This is a genomic window from Streptomyces sp. NPDC006529 (assembly GCF_040611795.1).
Classification (GTDB): domain Bacteria; phylum Actinomycetota; class Actinomycetes; order Streptomycetales; family Streptomycetaceae; genus Streptomyces.
The window spans coordinates 37,232-56,246 of the sequence record NZ_JBEXPB010000004.1; the positions used below are offsets into that span (position 1 = coordinate 37,232).

At 73.9% G+C, this 19,015-nt stretch carries 17 protein-coding genes; 14 read left to right on the plus strand and 3 right to left on the minus strand.

Annotation, left to right across the window (positions count from 1 at the left end; genetic code table 11):
• Positions 1 to 5 precede the first annotated feature (5 nt).
• Genes ABZY31_RS05070 through ABZY31_RS05080 form a run of 3 tightly spaced genes read left to right on the plus strand, consistent with a single transcriptional unit; the run spans position 6 to position 2,472 of the window.
• A complete protein-coding gene (locus ABZY31_RS05070; protein WP_356404949.1) occupies positions 6 to 932 on the plus strand; it encodes a glutamate ABC transporter substrate-binding protein in 927 nt (308 codons plus the stop codon).
• A 17-nt stretch (positions 933 to 949) separates the two neighbouring features.
• A complete protein-coding gene (locus tag ABZY31_RS05075; protein ID WP_356404951.1) occupies positions 950 to 1,594 on the plus strand; it encodes an amino acid ABC transporter permease in 645 nt (214 codons plus the stop codon).
• Positions 1,591 to 2,472, plus strand: a complete 882-nt coding sequence (locus ABZY31_RS05080) for an amino acid ABC transporter permease (protein ID WP_356404953.1) — start codon at positions 1,591 to 1,593, stop codon at positions 2,470 to 2,472. The genes ABZY31_RS05075 and ABZY31_RS05080 overlap by 4 nt, the downstream gene beginning before the upstream one ends.
• Positions 2,473 to 2,684: 212 nt before the next feature.
• On the opposite strand, the gene ABZY31_RS05085 is transcribed toward ABZY31_RS05080, so the two are convergent.
• A complete protein-coding gene (locus tag ABZY31_RS05085) occupies positions 2,685 to 3,827 on the minus strand; it encodes an Ig-like domain-containing protein (RefSeq protein ID WP_356405283.1) in 1,143 nt (380 codons plus the stop codon).
• A 465-nt stretch (positions 3,828 to 4,292) separates the two neighbouring features.
• Here ABZY31_RS05085 and murJ point away from each other — a divergent pair, with 465 nt between their 5' ends.
• The 5 genes from murJ to ABZY31_RS05110 all read left to right on the plus strand — a co-directional run bounded on the left by murJ (position 4,293) and on the right by ABZY31_RS05110 (position 10,197).
• Positions 4,293 to 6,032, plus strand: coding sequence for a murein biosynthesis integral membrane protein MurJ (gene murJ, locus ABZY31_RS05090; RefSeq protein ID WP_356404955.1), 1,740 nt, complete (start codon positions 4,293 to 4,295; stop codon positions 6,030 to 6,032).
• Positions 6,033 to 6,105: 73 nt separating this feature from the next.
• The gene (locus ABZY31_RS05095; RefSeq protein WP_356404957.1) at positions 6,106 to 6,786 is read left to right on the plus strand and encodes a response regulator transcription factor; all 681 of its coding nucleotides are present in this window, start codon (positions 6,106 to 6,108) and stop codon (positions 6,784 to 6,786) included.
• 8 nt (positions 6,787 to 6,794) lie between these two features.
• On the plus strand, positions 6,795 to 8,249 hold the full coding sequence (locus ABZY31_RS05100; protein ID WP_356404959.1) for a HAMP domain-containing sensor histidine kinase: 1,455 nt from the start codon (positions 6,795 to 6,797) through the stop codon (positions 8,247 to 8,249).
• Positions 8,246 to 8,764: a hypothetical protein gene (locus ABZY31_RS05105; RefSeq protein ID WP_356404961.1), complete on the plus strand. Its 519-nt coding sequence runs from the start codon at positions 8,246 to 8,248 to the stop codon at positions 8,762 to 8,764. Before ABZY31_RS05100 ends, ABZY31_RS05105 begins: the two co-directional genes overlap by 4 nt.
• 146 nt (positions 8,765 to 8,910) lie before the next feature.
• Complete coding sequence (locus ABZY31_RS05110; protein ID WP_356404963.1) at positions 8,911 to 10,197, plus strand: cytochrome P450; 1,287 nt, start codon at positions 8,911 to 8,913, stop codon at positions 10,195 to 10,197.
• On the opposite strand, the gene ABZY31_RS05115 is transcribed toward ABZY31_RS05110, so the two are convergent.
• Positions 10,157 to 10,882, minus strand: a complete 726-nt coding sequence (locus ABZY31_RS05115; protein ID WP_356404965.1) for a hypothetical protein — start codon at positions 10,880 to 10,882, stop codon at positions 10,157 to 10,159. The genes ABZY31_RS05110 and ABZY31_RS05115 overlap by 41 nt on opposite strands.
• A gap of 128 nt (positions 10,883 to 11,010) precedes the next feature.
• On the opposite strand from ABZY31_RS05115, the gene ggt reads away from it, so the two are divergent.
• Positions 11,011 to 12,813: a gamma-glutamyltransferase gene (ggt, locus tag ABZY31_RS05120; RefSeq protein WP_356404967.1), complete on the plus strand. Its 1,803-nt coding sequence runs from the start codon at positions 11,011 to 11,013 to the stop codon at positions 12,811 to 12,813.
• A gap of 113 nt (positions 12,814 to 12,926) precedes the next feature.
• Here ggt and map read toward each other — a convergent pair whose 3' ends face one another.
• Positions 12,927 to 13,694 carry a type I methionyl aminopeptidase gene (gene map / locus ABZY31_RS05125; protein WP_356404969.1) on the minus strand — a complete coding sequence of 256 codons (768 nt, stop codon included), beginning with the start codon at positions 13,692 to 13,694 and terminating at the stop codon, positions 12,927 to 12,929.
• A gap of 92 nt (positions 13,695 to 13,786) precedes the next feature.
• Between map and ABZY31_RS05130 the strand changes: the two genes are divergently transcribed.
• From ABZY31_RS05130 to ABZY31_RS05150, 5 genes are all read left to right on the plus strand, one after another.
• Positions 13,787 to 14,038, plus strand: a complete 252-nt coding sequence (locus tag ABZY31_RS05130; protein ID WP_356404971.1) for a helix-turn-helix transcriptional regulator — start codon at positions 13,787 to 13,789, stop codon at positions 14,036 to 14,038.
• A gap of 84 nt (positions 14,039 to 14,122) precedes the next feature.
• Positions 14,123 to 14,503: a PPOX class F420-dependent oxidoreductase gene (locus ABZY31_RS05135; RefSeq protein WP_356404973.1), complete on the plus strand. Its 381-nt coding sequence runs from the start codon at positions 14,123 to 14,125 to the stop codon at positions 14,501 to 14,503.
• Positions 14,504 to 14,548: 45 nt separating this feature from the next.
• Positions 14,549 to 16,597, plus strand: a complete 2,049-nt coding sequence (locus ABZY31_RS05140) for a hypothetical protein (protein WP_356404975.1) — start codon at positions 14,549 to 14,551, stop codon at positions 16,595 to 16,597.
• 235 nt (positions 16,598 to 16,832) lie between these two features.
• Positions 16,833 to 17,675, plus strand: coding sequence for a nitrilase-related carbon-nitrogen hydrolase (locus ABZY31_RS05145; protein ID WP_356404977.1), 843 nt, complete (start codon positions 16,833 to 16,835; stop codon positions 17,673 to 17,675).
• Positions 17,676 to 17,713: 38 nt separating this feature from the next.
• On the plus strand, positions 17,714 to 18,967 hold the full coding sequence (locus tag ABZY31_RS05150) for an aspartate aminotransferase family protein (protein WP_356405284.1): 1,254 nt from the start codon (positions 17,714 to 17,716) through the stop codon (positions 18,965 to 18,967).
• Positions 18,968 to 19,015: the final 48 nt, after the last annotated feature.

The following is a 19,015-nucleotide window of genomic DNA, read 5'->3' on the forward strand; positions in this document are numbered from 1 at the left end:
CCCCGATGCACGCGACACGCGCCGTCCGGCTGCCCGCCTGCGCCCTCGCGCTGACCCTCGCCCTGCTCGGCGCGGTGAGCGGCTGCGGCAAGTCCGGCAGCCCGCCGGTCAAGGGCCCGCAGCCCGAGGACCTGCCGGTCTACCACGTGGACACCGGCTTCCGGGTGCCCGGTTCAGCGACCTGGGAGAAGGCGAAGCGGCGCGGCCGCCTCGTGGTGGGCGCCAAGGAGGACCAGCCGTACATGGGGGAGAAGGACCCCGCGAGCGGCCGCTACTCCGGCTTCGACATCGAGATCGCGAAGATGATGTCCGCCTCCCTCGGCTTCGCCCCGAAGACGATCGAGTTCAGGACGATCGCCTCCGCCAACCGCGAGACGGCCCTGCAGAACGGCCAGATCGACTACTACGTCGGCACCTACACGATCAACGACAACCGCAAGAAGCAGGTCGGCTTCGCCGGGCCGTACTACATGGCGGGCCAGTCCCTGCTGGTCCGCCGGAACGAGAAGGACATCAAGGGCCCGGCGGACCTCGCGGGCAAGAAGGTCTGCTCGGCGGCCGGCTCCACCCCCTTCCAGCGCCTCCAGAAAGACTTCCCGAAGGCGGTCCTCGTCGCCTACGACACCTACTCCGTGTGCGTGGACAACCTGCTGACCTACCAGGTGGACGCCGTCTCCACCGACGACTCGATCCTGCTCGGCTACGCGGCCAAGGTTCCCGAGGAGCTGAAGGTCGTCGGCAGGCCCTTCTCGCGGGAGCCCTACGGCATCGGCGTACCGCGCTCCGACAACGCCCTGCGCTTCGCCCTCGACGACGCCCTCGCGGCGCACGAGAAGAACGGCGACTGGACCAAGGCCTACGCGGCCACCCTCGGCCTGTCCGGAGTGCCCGCCCCGAAGCCGCCCGCCATCGACCGCTATCCCGCGAGCTGAGAGGAGCCCGTACCGGCATGGACGTACTGACCAGCAACTTCTCGCTCTACGGCAAGGGTTTCCTCGGCACGGTCGAACTGACCGTCTACGCCTCCCTGCTCGCCCTGGTGCTCGGCTTCGTCATGGCCTCCTTCCGGGTCGCGCCGATCGGCTCCTTCCGGGTGCTCGGCACGGTGTGGGTGGCCGTCCTGCGCAACACCCCGCTCACCCTGCTCTTCTTCGCCGTCCTGCTCGGCCTGCCCCGCTTCGGGCTGGTCCTGCCCTTCCAGCTCTTCGCGGTCCTGGCGCTCGGCTGCTACACCTCCGCATTCATCTGCGAGGTCCTGCGCTCCGGCATCAACACCGTGCCCAAGGGCCAGGGCGAGGCCGCCCGGAGCCTCGGCATGTCCTTCGGGCAGACGCTGGGCACGGTGGTGCTGCCCCAGGCCTTCCGGTCGGTCATCCCGCCCATCGGATCCACCCTGATCGCCCTCGCCAAGAATTCGGCGATCGCCGGCGCCTTCAGCGTCACCGAGCTGCTGGGCACGTACAAGACGCTCAACGAACTGGGTTACAGCATCATCTGGACCTTCGTCTGGATCGCCGTCGGCTACCTGATCATCACCCTGTCCATCAGCGCGCTCTTCAACGTGCTGGAGAAGCGCTGGGGAGTCGCCCGATGACCGCACACGCGCTGCACGGAGACCCGGGGTCCACGGCGCTCTACGACATCCCCGGCCCGCGCGCCCGGCGGCGCCACTTCCTGTACGGAACGGTGTCGACCGCGGTGATCCTGGCCCTGCTGGGCTGGATCGGGTACCTGCTCTTCGACACCGACCAGTTCACCGCCGGCAAGTGGAGCCCCTTCGCGTACACGGGCATCCAGCGGCTGCTGCTGACGGGGCTGGGCAACACGCTCAAGGCCTTCGCCTACGCGTCGGTGCTCTCTCTGGCCCTCGGCGCCGTCCTGGCCACCGGACGGCTGTCCGCGCACCGGCCGGTGCGCTGGGCCGCCACGCTGTGCGTGGAGTTCTTCCGGGCCATGCCGGTGCTGGTGATGATCTTCTTCATCTTCGTCGCGCTGAAGGTCCAGCCGCTGCCCGCGCTGGTGGCGGGGCTGACCCTCTACAACGGCTCGGTGCTGGCCGAGGTCTTCCGCACGGGCATCAACGCGGTGGAGCGCGGGCAGCGGGAGGCGGCGTACGCGCTGGGCATGCGCAAGACACAGGTGATGACCTTCGTCCTGGCGCCGCAGGCGGTCCGGGCGATGCTGCCGACCATCATCAGCCAGCTCGTGGTGGCCCTCAAGGACACCTCGCTCGGCTTCCTGATCACCTACGAGGAGTTCCTGCACGCCGGCAAGCTCATCGCGTCCAACCTCGACTACGACCTGCCCTTCATCCCGGTCGTGATGATCATCTCGCCGGTCTACATCGGCATGTGCATGCTGCTGTCCTGGTTCGCCACCCGGATGGCCCGGCGCCAGCGGCGCAACCCGAAGACCGAGGCCGCCCACGTGGGTCCGGCCGAGGCGGGGAGCCTGCTGCCGGGCGGTCCGTAACGCCCCGAGGAGCCCCGAGAGCGCCACCCCGCCCGGCGGCAGCCGTGGATCACTGCTCGCGCAGCGGTACCGAGACGCAGGACGGATCGGTGCGCGGCGAGGAGAAGGTCAGCTGCGCGCCGGTGGGGTTGTGCGCGATGTGGAGCGGGTCGACGGTGTCCACGGTCGCCGCTACGGGACTTCCAGCCGGGGGGGCCAGGCCCAGGGCGAAGTCAGTTCTGTACGGCGCTCTTCTTCTGCCAGTCCGCCCAGCTGAGGTTCCACTCGCCGTAGCCGTTGCCGATGTCCGCATTGCCCTTGGAGCCCTCGCCGACCACCTCGATGAGGTCGCCGACCTGGGACTCCTCGTAGAAGGCCGCGGCGTCCGCGGTGCTCATCCCCACGCAGCCGGAACTGGTGTTCGCGTTACCGAAGTTGGCGCTGTTCCAGGGCGCGGCGTGCACGTACATGCCCGACCAGGTCAACCGCATCGAGCTGTCGACCATCTTGTCGTAGGAGTCGCCGAGGCCGACCGTCTGGGAGTCCATCCGGATGGTGCCCTCCTTGGCCATCAGCACCATCTTCCCGGACCAGGAGGCCTTCTGGCCGCCCGGCGTACCGGCCGAGATCCGGATCGACTTGACCACCCGGCCGTCCTCGGAGACCGACATCTTCCTGGTGTCGAGGTCGACCGTCATCCGGCGGTCCTTGCCTATCTTGAACGCGGTGTCGTAGTCCTTGACGAAGTAACCGCCGCCCGAGTCGATGCCGTTCAGCTTCATCTCGACCTTCACGTCCGTACCGGACTTCCAGTACTCCTTGGGGCGCCAGTCCACGCGGTCGTTGCCCGAGTAGTCCTTGAACCAGCCCCACGCGCCCTCGGTGTTGTTCGAGGTGGTGACCTTCAGGTGCTTCTCGACCTCGGCCTTGTTCTTGACCGGGTTGTCGAAGACGATCGACACCGGCTGGGCTATGCCCACGACCGGGGTGGCGCGGCCCGGGTTGATCGTGACCTTGTTCACCTTGTCCGCGGCGGTCGTCTGGAACTTCGTGCTCGCGCTCTGGCTCTCGGTGTTCTGCGCGTCGACCTTGTAGTCCTGACCTGGCGAGGCGTTGCGCTCGGAGGTCCAGCTCCGCCCGTCCTCGGCTATCCGGCCCGCCAGCTCCCCGCCCTTGCCGTCGACCACCTTGACCTGGGCGAGCTTGCCCTCTGCGAGGGTCACCCTGACCGGCTCGCCCGCCTTCACCCGGTCGCCCGCCAGATTCACGGAGATCGCCATCGGCGCCTTGTTCTTCATCTCGGCCTTGCCGTCGCCGCCCGGACCGCCCGAGCAGGCGGTGAGGGCCGCGGCGGCCAGCAGCGCGGTGGCGGCCAGGGCGGCGCGGTGGCCGCGTCCCGCCGGGGCCGGGCGGCGGGGCGGTGCGGTACGGCGTGTGCGGCTCAACGAAAACCCTCCGATGTGATGACCATTCGCAAACAAAGAGCGAAAGGCGCAGTGTTCGGTTGCGGGGTGCGGGAAAAAGATCCGCGTTGACGCTGTGATCTTCACTGCGACCGACCGTCGTCCCGCGGTGTCCCGCGTGCACCGTCCCTCGACAACCCGTCGCACCGGCGCGGCGGGAGGCGTTGCGACGGCGAATCAGGTGCCGCGGCCGACGGCGGCAGTCGGGGGCCCGGAAGGCGGCCCGGGCGACGTCCCGACAACGCCCCCGACGACGGTTCGGACGGCGGCGGGGTACCCTCCACCCTCACCCCGACGCACCTTCCTCCGGGCTGCCGCGCCGCGGGACCGCGCGCCGGCGGACAGGTCGTCGCCCCCGCCCGGCGAGTGGAGATCCCGATGGACGGCCGTACCGACACCGCGCCCCGCGCGGGGGCACCCGGCGTGCCCGGCCCGCCGCTGCTGGGCCGACCGCGCGTCGGCGCCCCGTCCGCTGGCGCCCCGCCCGCCGGCGCGCGGGCGCGCACGCCCTCCGTGCTGCGCAGCGGCGCCCTCATGGCCGCGGGCTCGGTCGTCTCGCGCGCCACCGGCTTCGTCCGCTCCGCCGTCGTCGTCGCGGCCCTCGGCACCGGACTGCTCGGCGACGGCTACGCGGTCGCCAACACCGTGCCCAACATCCTCTACATGCTGCTCATCGGCGGCGCGCTGAACGCGGTCTTCGTGCCCGAACTGGTCCGCGCGGCCAAGGAACACGCCGACGGCGGCGCCGCCTACACGGACCGGCTGCTGACCGCGTGCACCGCGGCGCTCGTACTCCTGACCGCCGCCGCCGTGTTCGGCGCCCCGCTGATCGTCGCGGCGTACACCGGTTACGACGGGGCCCAGGCGAGCACGACCGTCGCCCTGGCCCGCTACTGCCTCCCGCAGATCCTCTTCTACGGCCTGTTCACCCTGCTCGGGCAAGTGCTCAACGCCCGGGGCCGGTTCGGCGCGATGATGTGGACCCCGGTCCTCAACAACCTCGTGGTCATCGGTGTCTTCGGGCTCTTCCTCCACCTCTCCCGGGGCGGTCACGCAGGTGCGGAGGGCCTGACGGCCGCCGACGCCCGGCTCCTGGGCTGGGGCACCACCGCCGGGATCGTCGTCCAGGCCCTCGCCCTGCTTCCCTCGCTCCGCGCGGCCGGCATGCGCTGGCGCCCCCGCTTCGACTGGCGCGGCAGCGGCCTCGCCCGCCCGCTGCGCAACGCGGGCTGGCTGGTGATGCTCGTCCTCACCAACCAGATCGCCTACTGGGTCGTCACCCGGCTCTCCACCTCCACGGGACAGCGGGCCGCCCTGGACGGCCTGGCGGGCGGCGCGGGCTACACCGCCTACGGCAACGCCTTCCAGCTGTGGATCGTCCCCCAGGGCATCATCACCGTCTCCCTCGTCACCGCCCTGATGCCCCGGATGAGCGCGGCCGCGGCCGACGCGGACCTCGGCCGGCTGCGCCGCGACGTCTCGTACGCCCTGCGCACCAGCGCGGCCCTGGTCGTCCCGGCCGCCGCGCTCTTCGCCGCCCTCGCGCCCTGGGTGATGGGCGCCGTCTTCGAGCACGGGCGCACCGGCCCCGCCGACATCGCGGTCATGGCGGGCATCCTCACGGCCTTCGCCCCCGGCCTGATCGCCTTCTCGGGGCAGTACGTCCTCTCGCGCGGCTTCTACGCCCTGTCCGACACCCGCACCCCGTTCTTCCTGAACCTGGTGATCGCGGTGCTCAACGGCGGCCTCTCCGCCGCCGCCTACCTCCTGCTGCCCCCGCGCTGGGCCGTCACCGGCATGGCCGCCGCCTACACCGTCGCCCTCTGCGCGGGCACGGCCGTGACGGCGTACGCCCTCGCCCGGCGCCTGGGCCCGCGGACGGGCACCGCGCCGCAGGCCACCGCGCTCGGCACCCACCTGCGGCTGCTGCTCGCCTGCCTGCCCGCGGGGGCCGCCGGCCACGCCGCGGCCCGGGCCGCCGAGGGCTTCGGCACCCTCGCCGCGCTCGGCGCGGGAACCGCGGCCCTGGCCCTGACCGTCGTACTCCTCGCCCGGCCGCTGCGGCTCACCGGGATCACCGACCTGCCGGGCTCCCTGCGGCGCGCGCTGGGACGTTAGCCGCGGTGGGCCGAAGGCACGTGGGGGCCGTTAGGGTGAGGAAACCACTCAAAACACCTGGGACACTGACCGGATGCCACGCGTACTGCTCATAGAGGACGACCCCTCGATCAGGGAAGGGGTGGCGCTCGGCCTGCGCCGGCGCGGGCACGAGGTGCATGCCGCCGAGACGGGCGAGGCCGGCCTAGCCCAACTCGCCGTGTTCCGGCCCGAGCTGGTCCTCCTCGACCTGATGCTGCCCGGCATCAACGGGGTCCAGGTCTGCACGCGGATCCGGGAGACCAGCCAGATCCCGGTCATCATGCTGACCGCGCGGGGCGACGACTTCGACATCGTCGTCGGACTGGAGGCGGGAGCCGACGACTACATCGTCAAACCCGCGCGCACCGAGGTCATCGAGGCCCGGGTCAAGGCGGTACTGCGGCGCCTGTCCGCGCCCGCGGGCCGCCAGGGCGTCGAGCGCCACGGCGAACTGGCCGTCGACCGGGCGGGACTTGCCGTCGAGAAGAACGGCGTGCCCGTCGCCCTCGCCCCCAGCGAGCTCAAACTGCTGCTGCACCTGTCCGCCTCGCCCGAGCAGGTCTTCAGCCGCCAGCAGCTGCTCGCCTACGTCTGGGACCACAGCTACCACGCCGACGCCCGGCTCGTGGACGCCTGCGTCCGCCGCCTGCGCAACAAGATCGAGGACGTACCCGGCAGCCCCCGCTACATCCGGACCGTGCGCGGCTTCGGCTACCGCTTCGGCCCCCTGTAGGGCCCGCCGTGCGACGGATCGCCCCCCTCGGCCTGCGCACCCGGCTCATCGCCGCCTTCCTCCTCGTCGCCGCGATCAGCGCCGTGTCCACCGCGGCCCTCACCTACCGGCAGGCGCGCACCGCAGTCCTCACGCAGAGCCAGGACACCGCCGTGGCCACCCTCCGCGACCAGGTGGAGGGCCTCGGGATCACCCTGCCGGTCGACCGGCAGACCCTCCAGTACCAGGTCAACGAGCTGGGCAAGCGCGGCAAGCCGCACACCTGGGCGGTCTACGGCGAATACGGCGCCCTGCGCGTCAGCTCCACGTCCGGGGGCGCTGCCCGCTCACCCCTCCTCAGCGAGAAGCTGCGCCACCAGATCACGGTCAACCCGCACGCCGCCTTCCAGCGGGTCCAGTCCGCCACCGGCCGCCCCTACCTGGTCGTCGGCGTGCCCGCCGTCTTCGCCCGGCAGGGCTTCGTCCAGCCCACCGGCGCCGTCTTCTACGCCGTGATGCCGCTCACGACCGAGGAGCAGACCGTCGCCCTCATGGTCGACGCCGCCCGCACCGGCGCGCTCCCCGGCCTCGCCATCGCCCTGGTCCCGGCGCTGCTCGCCGCCCGCAGCGTGCTCCGGCCCGTCCGCAACCTGCGCACCGCCGCCCAGCGCATGGGGCGAGGCCGGCTCGACACCCGGATCGAGGTCCGGGGGGCCGATGAACTGGCCGGGCTCGCCGAGACCTTCAACGAGACCGCCCGCGCGCTGGAGCGCTCCGTCGAAGACCTCCGGCAGGCCGAGACCCGGGCCCGCCGCTTCGCCGCCGACGTCTCGCACGAACTGCGCACCCCGCTCGCCGGGATGCTCGCCGTCACCGAGGTGCTCGACGAGGACGCCGAGCACCTCGACCTCGCCCCGGACACCGCCAAGGCGCTCCGGCTGATCAGCGCCGAGACCGGCAAGCTCGCCGTCCTGGTCGAGGACCTGATGGAGATCTCCCGCTTCGACGCCCGCGCCGCCGGGCTCAACCTCGACGACGTCGACCTCACCGAAGCCGTCGGCAAGACCCTCGAACTGCGCCACTGGGGCGAGGACGAGGTGGTCGCCGACCTCCCCGCGGGCATCAGGGCCCGGCTCGACCCGCGCCGCTTCGACGTGGTCCTCGCCAATCTGGTCGGCAACGCCCTGCGGCACGGCGGCGCGCCGGTACGGATCACCGCCCGCACCCGCCCCCACCCCGAAGGGGAACGGCTGACCGTGGAGATCGCCGACAGCGGCCCGGGGATCGCCCCCGAGGCGCTGCCCCACATCTTCGACCGCTTCTACAAGGCGGACGCGGCCCGTACCCGGTCGGCGGGCAGCGGACTGGGCCTGGCCATCACCCTGGAGAACGTCCGGCTGCACGGCGGGACCGTCCGCGCCGCCAACGGCGCCGAGGGCGGCGCCGTGTTCACCGTCGAGATGCCGCTGGAGGCCCGCGCATGACCCGCCGCACCGGCGTTCGGGCCGCGGCGGCCGCCGCCCTGCTGCTCCCGCTGCTGGCGGCCGGGTGCGGGATCAAGGAGACCGGGGTGGTGGAGAGCGGCCGTCCCGCGAGCGTCACGGTGGCCGGACCGCCCGATGTCGACGTCGTGTACTTCGTCGCCCCCGACGGGCGGCTCGCGCCGACCGTGCCCGTCGCGGGTCCGCACGTCGCCACCGGCGTCCTGCTCTCCCGGCTCCTCGCGGGCCCCGACGCCGAGGCGAGGGCCGCCGGGCTGACCACCGCGCTGCACGCCCCGGGCGGCAAGGCAGCCGTCCCGCCGCGCGTCGAGCGCGACGAGCAGGACCGGCTGCTGGTGCGGCTGCCGTCCTTCCGGAACGCGGAGCTGTCCGGCACCGCGAAGAACCAGCTGGTCTGCACCGCGGCCCTCTCGGCGGACCACACGGGCACGACCGAGGTGGTGCTGCTGGCAGCCGACGGGGCCACGGCCCCGCTCCGGTGCCCGCTGGCGCGCTGACGGGTCGGTGCCGGCTCCGGTGCCCCCGGCGCGGTCACCACCGGCCGGGGCGTCGGCCGGTCACATCCGGCCTCCGGCCAGGGTGGGCCGCCCCGCGCGGTCCCGTCCCCTTGCGGTGCGCGGCGCCCGGCCGTCACCGTGGCCCCATGGACCACGCGCCCGCCGTCCCGGCCGTCCCCGATGCCCCTGCCGTCCCCGACGTCTTCGACCCCCGGACGTACGCCGCGGGCGTGCCCCACGCGCGCTACCGGATCCTGCGCGACCACCACCCCGTCGCCTGGCAGGCCGAGCCGGAGGTCCTCGGCTGGCCCGCCGGACCCGGCTTCTGGGCCGTCACCCGGCACGCCGACGTGGTGCGGGTGCTCCGCGACCACGCCGTGTACTCCTCCTGCCTCGGTGCCACCCAGATCCGCGACCCCGACCCCGCCGACCTGCCGTTCATCCGGCGCACCATGCTCAACCAGGACCCCCCGGAACACGGCCGGCTGCGCCGGCTGGCGGCCCGCGCCTTCACCCCCGCCCGGGTCGACGCCTTCGCCGGGCGGGTCCGCGAGCGCGCCCGGAACCTGCTGGCCGCCGCCCGGGACGGCGCCGTGGACGGTGCGGCCGACGTGGTGCGCACGGTCACCGACGAGTACGCGCTGCTGAACCTCGCCGACCTGATGGGCATCCCGGCCGCCGACCGGGCCCTGCTGCTGGACTGGACCGTACGGATCATCGGCTACCAGGATCCGCAGGACGCGCCCGCGCCGCGGCTCGGCCCGGACGGGGTCCCCCTCAACCCGCGCTCGCCCGCACTGCTCGGCGAGATGTTCGGCTACGCGCGCGAACTGGCCGCGGCCAAGCGCGCCCGGCCCGCGGAGGACCTGATGAGCGTGCTCGCCCACGCCGAACTGGCCGAAGGGGAGCTGGAGATGTTCTTCTTCCTGCTCACCGTCGCGGGCAACGACACCGTACGGTCCGCCGCGCCCGGCGGCCTGCTCGCCCTGGCCCGCGACCCCGCCGCGCGCCGGGACCTCGCCGCGGGCCGGGTCCCGGTGGACCGGGCCGTCGAGGAACTCCTGCGCGTCCACCCGCCGGTCCTGAGCTTCCGGCGCACCGCCGCCCGGGACACGGAGCTGGCCGGGCGGCGGATCCGGGCCGGGGACAAGGTGGTCGTCTTCCACGCCGCCGCCAACCACGACGAGCGGGTCTTCGCCGACCCCCACCGGATCGACCTCGCCCGGACGCCCAACCCGCACGTCTCCTTCGGCGACGGACCGCACGTATGCCTCGGCGCGCACTTCGCCCGGCTTCAGCTCCGGGTGCTCCACGAGGAATGGCGCGCGGCCATGCCGCCGCCCGAAATCGTCGGCGAGCCAAGGCGGTTGGTGTCCAACTTCATCAACGGGATCACACGGCTGCCGCTTCGGGTGTCCGGGCGCTCCGGGTGACGTCCGCCAGCAGTTCGGCCACGTCCGGCCCGTAGGCATCGGAGTTGATCACCTTCACCACGAGGCAGAAGGAGGCCGAGCCGTACGTGCGCGCCAGCCGCTGGTGGTTGCGGGCCAGGTAGCGGGCTCCGGCCTGGTTGCTGACGGCGGTCTGCCCGGAGATCAGGAACACCGGGCGCGCGCCCGGCCCGTTCGTCAGGCGGGCCAGCAGGACGTGCTCCACGGCGCCCTTCTGCCAGCGGTAGACCTCGCCGCCGACGTGGATGGCGCCCCGGTCCGGACCGGGCTCGGAGCTGAGGTCCACCCGGACGCCGGGCAGCATCGAGGCGAGGTGGGCCGTGGTCCGCGCGTTGGAGACCGGCCCCCCGACACAGAACTCGGCCCGCTCGCCGAAGCCTTGGCGCACCCCGTCGTGCGTGACGATCTGGACGTTCGCCCCGCAGTCCTTGATCAGCGCCGATATCTCCAGCAGCGCGAAGGCGTCGTTGCGGTGCACCGAGCCCTCGGTGCCGCCCATCTGTCGGTTCACCACGAACAGGCAGTCCGAGCCGTTCGGCAGCCCGAAGAAGGCCTGCTTGCGGCGCAGCGCGCGGCGCCAGAGGTACGTACGGGAGAACCAGCCGAAACCACCGCTGACGGCGGTCGCCACCACCCCGAGCACGATGTTGCGTACGTCGTCGTTCATGCGGCGGATCGTAGGGGGTGCACTCGCCGCGTGCCAGGCGCGGGTGACGGGCCCCGTGCCCCGGCCTTCCTGACGCGGCGCCGGACGGCGGTTAGGCTCGCGGGCACACTGCCCTACGTGGAGGTTCGATGCGCCGTCCCACCGCCCGCGCGTTACCGCTGTTCGCCCTCACCGCGGCCCTCGCGGCGACCGCCGCCGCCCCGCCCGCGGCCGCCGACACCGCCGCCCCGCCCAAGACCCCGGTCGCCGTCGGCTACGGCGGGGCCGTGGCCAGCGTGGACGCCGACGCCTCGGCGGCGGGGATCGCCGTCCTGCGCGCCGGTGGTAACGCGGTGGACGCAGCCGTCGCCACCGCCGCCGCCCTCGGCGTCACCGAGCCGTACTCCGCGGGCGTCGGCGGCGGAGGCTACTTCGTCTACTACGACGCGAAGTCCCGCCGGGTGCACACGATCGACGGCCGTGAGACCGCCCCGGCCTCGGCCACCGCCACCCTCTTCCAGGAGAACGGCGTACCGATCCCCTTCGACCAGGGCCAGACCAGCGGCCGCAGCGTCGGCGTCCCCGGGACGCCCGACACCTGGGACACCGCTCTGAAGTCCTGGGGCAGCCGCCCGCTCGACGCACTGCTGCGCCCCGCCGAGAAGCTGGCCCGCGACGGCTTCACCGTGGACGCCACCTTCCGCGCCCAGACCCAGCTGAACCAGGACCGGTTCAAGGACTTCCCGGCGACCCGCAAGCTCTTCCTGCCCGGGGGCGCCCTGCCCGTGGTCGGCTCCACCTTCAAGAACCCCGACCTGGCCGCCACCTACGCCGAGCTCGGGCGCAAGGGCACCGGCGCCCTCTACCGGGGCCCGATCGCCGACGACATCGTCGCCGCCGTCCGCAAGCCCCCGGTCGACCCGGCCGCCACCCGCACCGTCCGCCCCGGCGACCTGACCGCCCGCGACCTGCGCGCGTACGACACCAAGCGGCAGGCGCCGACCCGGGTGAACTACCGGGGCCTGGACGTCTACAGCATGGCGCCCTCCTCCTCGGGCGGGACCACCGTCGGCGAGGCCCTGAACATCCTGGAGCGCAGCGACCTCGGGAAGCTCTCCGAGACGCAGTACCTGCACCGGTTCATCGAGGCCTCGCGGATCTCCTTCGCCGACCGGGGGCGCTGGGTGGGCGACCCGGCCGCCGTGGACGTCCCGACGCGCGAGCTGCTCTCGCAGGCGTTCGCCGACTCGCGGGCCTGCCTGATCTCGCCCGACCGGGCGCTGACCAGCCCGCTGGCCCCCGGCGACCCGCGCCACCCCGCCCCCTGCGCCACCACCGGGCGGAGCGCCCCGACGACCTACGAGGGGGAGAACACCACCCACCTGACGGTCGCCGACCGCTGGGGCAACGTCGTCTCCTACACGCTCACCATCGAATCCACCGGCGGCAGCGGCATCGCCGTCCCCGGCCGCGGCTTCCTGCTCAACAACGAGCTGACCGACTTCTCCTTCGCTCCGGCCGCCCCCGGCGTCCCGGACCCGAACCTGCCCGGCCCCGGCAAGCGGCCGCGCTCCTCGATGTCCCCGACCATCGTCCTCAAGGACGGGCGGCCGGTCCTGGCCGTCGGCTCTCCGGGCGGCGCCACCATCATCACCACCGTGCTCCAAACCCTGGTCGGCACCCTGGACCGGGGCCTGCCGCTGGTCGACGCGATCGCCGCGCCGCGGGCCAGCCAGCGCAACCAGACCACCACCGAACTGGAGCCGGGCCTGTGGGACAGCCCGGTCCGCGCTCAACTGGAGGCCCTGGGGCAGGGCTTCCGGCCCAACCCGGAGATCGGCGCGGCCACCGGCGTCCAGCGGCTCCCGGACGGCCGCTGGCTCGCGGCCGCCGAGACCACCCGGCGCGGCGGCGGCTCCGCGATGGTGGTCAGCCCGCACGGGCGTCCGTGAGCGGGAGCCGTGCCGGACGACGCTGAGTGAGAGGCGTGCCGGACGACGGCCGGTGGGAGCCGCGCCGGCCCGATGGTCGGCGCGAGGCGTGCCCGTGAGCGGTGTGCGCCGGCTCAGAGGGCGGTGAGGACCCGCGGACCGGCTGAGGTGATGGCGACGGTGTGCTCGGCGTGCGCCGCGCGACTGCCGTCCACGGTCCGCAGGGTCCAGCCGTCGTCGTCGGTCAGGTAGTCGTCCGTACCGCCCGCGACCAGCATCGGCTCGATCGCGAGGACCATGCCGGGGCGCAGCTTCATGCCGCGCCCCGGCGGGCCCTCGTTGGGCACGCCCGGGTCCTCGTGCATGGCGCGGCCGATGCCGTGGCCGCCGAAGCCGTCGGGTATGCCGTATCCGGCGGCGCGGCCGACCGTACCGATCGCGTGGGCGATGTCGCCGATGCGGTTCCCCGGCCTGGCCGCGGCGATGCCCGCGGCCAGGGCCCGCTCGGCCGCCCCGATCAGCGCCAGGTCGGCGGGGCGGGCCCGGCCGACCGTGAAGCTGACCGCCGCGTCCCCGGCCCAGCCGCCCAGGGTGGCCCCGCAGTCGATGCTGACGAGGTCGCCGTCGCGCAGCCGGTAGCCGTCCGGGATGCCGTGCACGATCGCGTCGTTGACGGAGGCGCACACGACCGCCGGGAAGGGCGTGGGCGCGAACCGCGGCCGGTATCCGAGGAAGGGCGAGCCCGCGCCCGCCCCGTGCAGCACCTCCCGGGCCACCGCGTCCAGTTCCCGCAGGGACACGCCGACGCCCGCCGCCTTCCGCACCGCGTCCAGGGCGCGGGCGACCACGCGGCCGGCCTCGCGCATCGCGCCGATCGACTGTTCTGTCTTGAGTTCCACCATGCCCATTACTATACCGGTATTTCTTTACCGGGATACTCGTACCGGGATAGTCATACCGGTATAGGAATCGGGTGGCGGGGTACGATGGGGGCATGGTCCGCACCCCCCTCACCCCGGAAGAGCGCGAGCGCGGCGAGCGCCTGGGCGCGCTGCTGCGCGCCTCGCGCGGCAGCCGCAGCATGGTCGAGATCGCCGCCGCCGCCGGACTCTCCGCCGAGACGCTGCGCAAGATCGAAACCGGCCGCGCCCCCACGCCCGCCTTCTTCACCGTCGCCGCCCTGGCCACCACCCTCGGCCTCTCGATGGACGACCTGCTGCGGCAGTGCGCGTTCGTACCCGCCTGACGGGACGTCCACGTCCGCCGGACGGCGCGGCGGTGGACGGCCCGGCGAGCGGGGCTCCAGGGTCCGGGGCCTAGTCTTCGGGCCATGACTCTTGAGGAGCTGGGCCGGTCCCGGTACGTCAGTCTCACCACCTACCGCAAGGACGGGACGCCGGTGGCGACGCCGGTGTGGGCCGTGGCCGACGGCGGCGAGCTGTACATCTGGACGAAGAGCGACACCTGGAAGGTCAAGCGGATCCGCAACGACGCGCGGGTCTCCGTCGTGGCCTGCGACGTGCGCGGCCAGGTCGTGGAGGGCGCGACGCCCCGCGAGGGGGAGGCCCGGCTGCTGGACGATGCGGGCCTGGACCGGGTGCGGAAACTGATGGCGCGGAAGTACACGTGGCAGTACTGGATGGTGGACGTGCCCGCGATGCTGGCCCGGCGGGGGAAGCGTCCGCACACCGCGATCGCCGTGAAGCTTTGAGATTGCCGTAGCCCGCCTGTAACACGGGTGGGGTCCAATGCCGTCATGGAGACGGTGAGTTCGACGGCGATCGCTCAACTGGCCGAACATCTGCGGGCGTTGACCGAAACCCTGGACCCGGGTGCGGGCTGGTACGGAGAGTTCCTGCGCCGGGACCCGGAGGGCGTGCGGGCCTGCCTGGACGGAACCGCGCTGGCGCCGTGGGACGTGATGGAGTCGCTGCTCCAGGACGTGGCGGCGCTGCGGGGCCCCCGGGAGGCGGCCGAGCGGTCCCGGCACGCGGCCCGGCTGCGGCGGGCCGCCGCCCTCGCCCACGACCGGATGCCGGGAGGCGAGGAGGAACTGCACGCGCTGCTCGCGGCCGCCGACGCGCAGCGGGGGGCGGCGGAGGCCGCCGTCCGCGTCCTGACCGCGCGGCTGTCCGCCGCGCCCGATCCGGCCGCCGCCGCGCCCCTGGCCCGGGAACTGGCCTGGACCCGCGACGACCTCGCCCGCGCCGCCTCCCGCTGCGCGGACCTGACCGCCCGCCTCTCCGCCCTGACCCCGCTGCCCGACTCCGTCCCCCCTCCCCGCTGGGCGCACGCGGAGCCACGGCCGCACACGACGGCCCTGACCGCCCCCGACGCCGTACGGGGGGCGGCGGCCGGGGCCGGAGCCGGAGCGCCGGATCCGGCGCCGCTGGGGGTGGCGGGTGCGGACGGGCCCCGGGGCGGCTGGCCAGGCCCGGATGTGCCCGGGGCGGTACGGGTGCCGGGGGAGGGGTGGCCGGTCGGGGTGCCGCTGGAGGTGGCGGGTGGGGACGCGCCCCGGGGCGGCTGGCCAGGCCCGGATGTGCCCGGGGCGGTACGGGTGCCGGGGGAGGGGTGGCCGGTCGGGGTGCCGCTGGGGGTGGAGGGCGCGGATGCGCCCGAGGCCGTACGGGTCGCGGGGGCGGGAACGTCGGACGGAGTGCCGCCGGACGCGGCGGGCCCGGCGCGGCCCCGCGGCCGGGGGCCTCGCAGGAGCGGCGGGGCGAGGTTCGCCGGGGCGGCGCCGGAGAGCCATGACACGGGGGCCGTCGCGGCACCACCGGGGCTGGGGCTTACGGAGGCCCCGGCCCCCGTGGCCCTGCGCGGAGCCCGCTTCGGCCGCCCGGCTCCGGCGCGGCGGCACGCGGCGGGCTCGCCGCCCGAGGATCTCGCAGCGGCTACGGGAGCCGGCACCGGCCGACCGGGCCCCGCCGGTACGGACTCCACCGCCGCCGCGGCCCCACGGCCGGCGACCCCGCAGCACGGCGCCCGGGGCACGGGGGTCCCCGGGCCCGACCCCGCAGAAGCGGCCCGCCTCCCCTGGCCCAACCCCGCCGTCGCCGTGGCGTACGGCTCCGCCGGACCCACCCACCGACCCGGCAGCGCGGGGGTCCCGCACCCGGCCCCCGTCGAGCCCGGCTTCGCCGCCCCGCACGGGTGGCCCGGCCCCGACCACCGGCCCGCCCCCGGCGGTCCCGCCCCCGCCCCCGGCGCCCAGCCACCGCACCCGCACCCCGCCGCGTACGGGAACCTCCCCGGCAGCGTCTCGTCTCGCGTCGGCGGCTCCGGGGCAGCGGCGGTCGTGGGGGAGTTGATCGGGTTGCGGGGGCAGGGGCGGAGCGGGGAGGCGCACGCGTTGCTCGGTGAGGCCGCCGGGTGGGACGCGGCGCTGCTCCCCGGGCTGGGCCGGGAGCTGGAGCGGGCCGGGCTCGCGGCCGACTGGGCCGCGCTGCTCTGGGAGGCGGCCTCGCTGCCCCCCGACCGGTTGGCCGCGGTCGCCGCCGCGCTCGGGGACGCCGGGCGCCACGCCGACGGCGACCGGCTGCTGCGCCAGGGCGCCGCCCGCCCCGCCCCGGAGATCGCGGACACGGCCCTCGCGCTCGGCGCGGCCGGCCGGGCCCGCGAGGCCGACGCCCTGCTGGAGGCCTTCGTACGGGTGCGCACCGCGGAGGAGGCGGCCCGGCTCGCGCGCCGGGACCCGGGGTGGTTCGGTCCGCGGCTGCTGGCGGCTGCCCGCGGGCTGCCCGGATCCGCCCACCGGGACCTCGCCCACGCCTTCCGGGTGGCCGGAATCGCCACCTCCTGAGCCGCCCCGGCTCCTCCGAGCGGCCCTCCCCGAGCCCCCACAGGCGGCCGCCCCCAGCCCCTGTCCGACCCGCGCCCCACCCTGACCGCAATCGACCATGACGCGACCTATGTTGATCGTCTCGGCCATCCGTGCGCGGTGGTCTTGCCCCGGAGTGTGACGAGGCCTACTTTCGACTCCCTACGCACACCGTCTACGTGCGTAGAGGCCGGCGTCCCGTCGCAAGGAGCAGCTCATGGCCCACCTCGTCCGCGCCGCGTTGGTCCAGGCCACCTGGACCGGCGACACCGAGTCGATGATCGCAAAACACGAGGAGCACGCCCGCCGGGCCGCCGCCCAGGGGGCGCGGATCATCGGGTTCCAGGAGGTGTTCAACGCCCCCTACTTCTGCCAGGTCCAGGAGCCCGAGCACTACCGCTGGGCCGAGGCCGTCCCCGACGGCCCGACCGTCCGCCGGATGCAGGAGCTCGCCCGCGAGACCGGCATGGTCATCGTCGTCCCGGTCTTCGAGCTGGAGGACGAGGGCTTCTACTACAACACCGCGGCCGTCATCGATGCCGACGGCAGTTACCTCGGCAAGTACCGCAAGCACCACATCCCCCAGGTCAGGGGCTTCTGGGAGAAGTACTACTTCCGCCCGGGCAACCTCGGCTGGCCCGTCTTCGACACGGCCGTCGGCAAGGTCGGCGTCTACATCTGCTACGACCGCCACTTCCCCGAAGGCTGGCGCGCCCTCGGACTGGCCGGAGCCCAGCTCGTCTACAACCCCTCCGCCACCTCGCGCGGCCTCTCCGGCTACCTGTGGCAGCTGGAGCAGCCCGCCTCCGCCGTGGCCAACGAGTACTTCGTCGCGGCCATCAACCGGGTCGGCCAGGAGGAGTACGGCGACAACGACTTCTACGGCACCAGCTACTTCGTCGACCCGCGCGGTCAGTTCGTCGGCGACGTCGCCAGCGACAAGGAGGAGGAACTCCTCGTCCGGGACCTGGACTTCGACCTCATCAAGGAAGTCCGCGACCAGTGGGCCTTCTACCGCGACCGCCGTCCCGACGCCTACGGAGGACTCGTACAGCCGTGACCAACCCGATCCCGCTCCACAGCCGCCACCAGGCCGTCATGCCCGAATGGCTGGCCCTGTACTACGACCGCCCCATCGAGCTGACGCACGGCGAGGGCCGCCACGTCTGGGACGCCGACGGCAACCGCTACCTGGACTTCTTCGGCGGCATCCTCACCACCATGACCGCCCACGCCCTCCCCGAGGTCACCAAGGCCGTCGCCGAACAGGCCGGGCGGATCATCCACTCCTCCACCCTGTACCTCAACCGGCCGATGGTCGAACTCGCCGAGCGGATCGCGGCCCTCTCCGGCATCCCTGACGCCAGGGTCTTCTTCACCACCTCCGGCACCGAGGCCAACGACACCGCCCTGCTGCTCGCGACGACGTACCGCCGCTCCAACCAGATCCTGGCGATGCGCAACAGCTACCACGGCCGGTCCTTCGCCACGGTGTCCCTCACCGGCAACCGCGGCTGGTCCCCGACCAGCCTCTCGCCGCTCCAGACGTACTACGTCCACGGCGCGGTGCGCGGCCGCGGCCCCTTCGCCCCCCTGCCCGATGCCGAGTTCACGGCCGCGGCGGTCGCGGACCTGGAGGACGTACTCGGCCAGGCGCGCGGCGGCGTGGCCGCCCTGATCGCCGAACCGGTGCAGGGCGTCGGCGGGTTCACCTCCCCGCCCGACGGTCTCTACGGCGCCTTCCGCGAGGTCCTCGACCGGCACGGCATCCTCTGGATCAGCGACGAGGTCCAGACCGGCTGGGGCCGTACCGGCGACCACTTCTGGGGCTGGCAGGCGCACGCCCAGAACGGCCCGCCGGACATCCTCACCTTCGCCAAGGGCATCGGCAACGGCATGTCCATCGGCGGCGTCGTGGCCCGCGGCGAGATCATGAACTGCCTGGACGCCAACTCCATCTCCACCTTCGGCGGTTCGCCCGTGACGATGGCGGCCGGCGTGGCCAATCTCGGCTACCTCCTGGAACACGACCTCCAGGGCAACGCCCGGCGCGTGGGCGGTCTGCTGCTGGAGCGGCTGCGCGCCGTCACCGCCGGCGTGCCCGCCGTACGGGAGGTGCGCGGCCGGGGCCTGATGGCGGGCATCGAACTGACCCGGCCCGGCACCGACCAAGCGGACCCGGAGGCGGCGGCCGCCGTACTGGAGGCCGCCCGCGCCGGCGGACTGCTGCTGGGCAAGGGCGGCGGCTACAACACCAGCGTGCTGCGCATCGCGCCGCCGCTGTCGCTCACCGTCTCCGAAGCGGAGGAGGGCGCCGAGATCCTGGCCGGGGCCCTGCGCACGCTGACCTAACCCCGCTCGCCCGCACGCCCGCCGTCCTCAACCACCCACCGGGGAGGG

Bases quoted from the DNA above. Each gene is read 5' to 3' on its own strand.
- ABZY31_RS05095 (WP_356404957.1), top strand. From the start codon at position 6,106: ATGCCACGCGTACTGCTCATAGAGGACGACCCCTCGATCAGGGAAGGG.
- ABZY31_RS05080 (WP_356404953.1), top strand. From the start codon at position 1,591: ATGACCGCACACGCGCTGCACGGAGACCCGGGGTCCACGGCGCTCTAC.
- map (WP_356404969.1), bottom strand. From the start codon at position 13,694: ATGGTGGAACTCAAGACAGAACAGTCGATCGGCGCGATGCGCGAGGCC.
- ABZY31_RS05070 (WP_356404949.1), top strand. From the start codon at position 6: ATGCACGCGACACGCGCCGTCCGGCTGCCCGCCTGCGCCCTCGCGCTG.
- ABZY31_RS05110 (WP_356404963.1), top strand. From the start codon at position 8,911: ATGGACCACGCGCCCGCCGTCCCGGCCGTCCCCGATGCCCCTGCCGTC.
- ABZY31_RS05105 (WP_356404961.1), top strand. From the start codon at position 8,246: ATGACCCGCCGCACCGGCGTTCGGGCCGCGGCGGCCGCCGCCCTGCTG.
- ABZY31_RS05075 (WP_356404951.1), top strand. From the start codon at position 950: ATGGACGTACTGACCAGCAACTTCTCGCTCTACGGCAAGGGTTTCCTC.
- ABZY31_RS05145 (WP_356404977.1), top strand. From the start codon at position 16,833: ATGGCCCACCTCGTCCGCGCCGCGTTGGTCCAGGCCACCTGGACCGGC.
- ABZY31_RS05150 (WP_356405284.1), top strand. From the start codon at position 17,714: ATGCCCGAATGGCTGGCCCTGTACTACGACCGCCCCATCGAGCTGACG.
- ggt (WP_356404967.1), top strand. From the start codon at position 11,011: ATGCGCCGTCCCACCGCCCGCGCGTTACCGCTGTTCGCCCTCACCGCG.
- ABZY31_RS05130 (WP_356404971.1), top strand. From the start codon at position 13,787: ATGGTCCGCACCCCCCTCACCCCGGAAGAGCGCGAGCGCGGCGAGCGC.
- ABZY31_RS05135 (WP_356404973.1), top strand. From the start codon at position 14,123: ATGACTCTTGAGGAGCTGGGCCGGTCCCGGTACGTCAGTCTCACCACC.
- ABZY31_RS05140 (WP_356404975.1), top strand. From the start codon at position 14,549: ATGGAGACGGTGAGTTCGACGGCGATCGCTCAACTGGCCGAACATCTG.
- murJ (WP_356404955.1), top strand. From the start codon at position 4,293: ATGGACGGCCGTACCGACACCGCGCCCCGCGCGGGGGCACCCGGCGTG.
- ABZY31_RS05115 (WP_356404965.1), bottom strand. From the start codon at position 10,882: ATGAACGACGACGTACGCAACATCGTGCTCGGGGTGGTGGCGACCGCC.